This window comes from Methanothermococcus sp., assembly GCF_015523155.1.
In the GTDB taxonomy this organism is placed as follows: domain Archaea; phylum AGJL01; class Methanococci; order Methanococcales; family Methanococcaceae; genus Methanofervidicoccus.
In genome coordinates this window covers 1-2,178 of the sequence record NZ_WAKW01000041.1, presented here as the reverse complement: position 1 = coordinate 2,178, position 2,178 = coordinate 1, and the positions used below count along the sequence as shown (strand labels likewise).

The 2,178-nt window shown below is 29.2% G+C and carries 3 protein-coding genes; 1 reads left to right on the top strand and 2 read right to left on the bottom strand.

The window, feature by feature from the left end; all coding sequences use genetic code 11:
* The coding region (locus F7B34_RS04270; protein WP_292460601.1) for a DNA/RNA non-specific endonuclease at positions 1 to 398 on the top strand (398 nt) is incomplete at its 5' end.
* A gap of 13 nt (positions 399 to 411) precedes the next feature.
* On the opposite strand, the gene F7B34_RS04265 is transcribed toward F7B34_RS04270, so the two are convergent.
* The gene (locus tag F7B34_RS04265; protein WP_292460600.1) at positions 412 to 1,365 is read right to left on the bottom strand and encodes a hypothetical protein; all 954 of its coding nucleotides are present in this window, start codon (positions 1,363 to 1,365) and stop codon (positions 412 to 414) included.
* Between the two features lie 15 nt (positions 1,366 to 1,380).
* On the bottom strand, positions 1,381 to 1,896 hold the full coding sequence (locus F7B34_RS04260) for an outer membrane beta-barrel protein (protein WP_292460599.1): 516 nt from the start codon (positions 1,894 to 1,896) through the stop codon (positions 1,381 to 1,383).
* Positions 1,897 to 2,178: the final 282 nt, after the last annotated feature.

Here is a 2,178-nt window from a genome sequence, read left to right as displayed (position 1 = left end):
GATATGATAGAGGTCACAATGCCGAAAATGCTTCGTTAGACTATTCAAAAAAAGTTCAAAAAGAAACTTTTTTAATGAGTAATATTGCTCCTCAAGCTAAATGGTTAAACCGTAAATACTGGGCAAAAGTAGAAAGATTTAGCAGATTCTTAGCTGTAAAGTACGGTATAGTTAATATAATTACGGGAAATTGCGGAAGCATAGGTCATCTTAAAAACAATGTAAATATACCTAAGTGGTGGTATAAAATAATTTATATTCCAAAACTACATAAATTTATTGGATTTTTAGCTCCTAACACCAATAAAGGTATGAAAACAGCAAAGCTTAAAGAATATAAAGTTCCGATAGAAGAAATAGAACAAATTTGTAATATTGGAATTGAAGACAAAAAATAAAAAAAGAAAGAAACTATTGATTAACAGTTTCTTTAAATTTTCTAATAATATTTTCAAATTCTTTTTTAGTAGTATGAGGGATTCCATCGCTTTCAATAGTATATATATCAGAAGCCAAATAATATACTTTGCTCCCTTTGCTTGTAGGATCTATATGTATACCTATTAAAATCGTAGCTCCATATCTATTTCTAACATAATAGATAGGTTTAAAATCATTAGAATCTATATTATTTTTTTCAGTAAATTCATAATCTTTTTTACTTAATGAACCTACAGGAAAAACAGGAAACCTTTCTGCTTTTTTAAATTTTCTGTTTAAATTTGCGAGTATTACTTCTTTAGAATTTTTAGTTTGAATTACTCCTGATTGACTGATATGTTTGTGTTCTAATACAAAATATGCAGGTAATTTATTTACTTCGCTTTTGATTTTATCAGGAGACCAATTATTAATTGCCATACAATATCCACCTATTAAAGTGCAAGTTCTTAAACATCCTTTACTTATATTAATATATGTAGCGTCATGAGCAATTCTTAAATCCCATTTTCCATTTTTTTGTGTTAAAGTATAAGGTTTTTTAAATGTTACTTCACATTTATCATAGTCATCAGGATGAGAAGTTATGCTGTATACTTTTACTTTACCTATTACATATTTATCCGTAAATTTTACATTTCTTGAATATGCATGACTATAAAGTTTATCTTGAACATAAACTCTTCTAAAACCTAAAAGACCATTCCATTTATCAGGATTACTTAAATTTTGTTTAATTTTATTAGCGGTAATAATTTCACCTGATGCGGGATCTTTTGTAATAAAATAATAATCTCTATATTTTGTAGCTTGTCCAGTATATATTTTTGGTTTATCAGGTGCTCCTATTGGAGTACACCCGGTAAACATAAACATTCCTGCTACTCCTGCTAAGACTATCTTTGTTATAGTTGTGTTTTTCATTTTATCTCCTTTTTTTTAGAATTTATATCCAATATATCCGCCAAAAGTTGTCGTTGAATAAGATTCAGTATCAACATATGTGCTTCCAACTTCTACTTCTGCACCAACAACAATATGTTTTTTTACCGGGTATTCTACCCCCGCAATACCTGCAAGTATATATCCATTTTTACTATCATTATTGCTTGTAATATCATCACTAAATCCAACATAGCCGATTTTTCCTCCAGCATATGCTCTTGCCCCACAATTAAATGTATAAGTTGGTGCTATTTGCCAACTAAATTCTGTGTAAGTCGTATCACCTGATTTATTTGAGAAATCCATTTTTCCATAATTAAATTCGATGCCATACCTCATTCCCCAAGCACCAGGTTCACCAAGATCTTTATTTATTGCATAACTTAAACCATATACTGTGCTAGAATCAAGACCACTATCGCTAATATCTACATGTTTCACTTGTAGTGAAAGTGTATTTTCTTTTTGTCCAAGATATGTAATCCCACCTGCAAATGCACTTGTTCCCATTACTGCACCAATTATCGCAATCGATAAAAGTTTTTTCATACTTCGCTCCTCTTTTATTAGCTCGTAATCTTTTACTTTGTAATTACGAATTGAGACAATTATTATATCTAATTATCCTTCTTTCCAAGAAATTTATAGGTCAATTTTAAGGAAAATATTCAGAATGAAACAAAAATTGCTTGAGCCTCCTTTTGATAAATCAATCGAAGATAAAATACATATTCAAATAGGTAAAAATGTAAAAAAATTAAGAGAAAAACATGGTTTTACACAAATGGAATT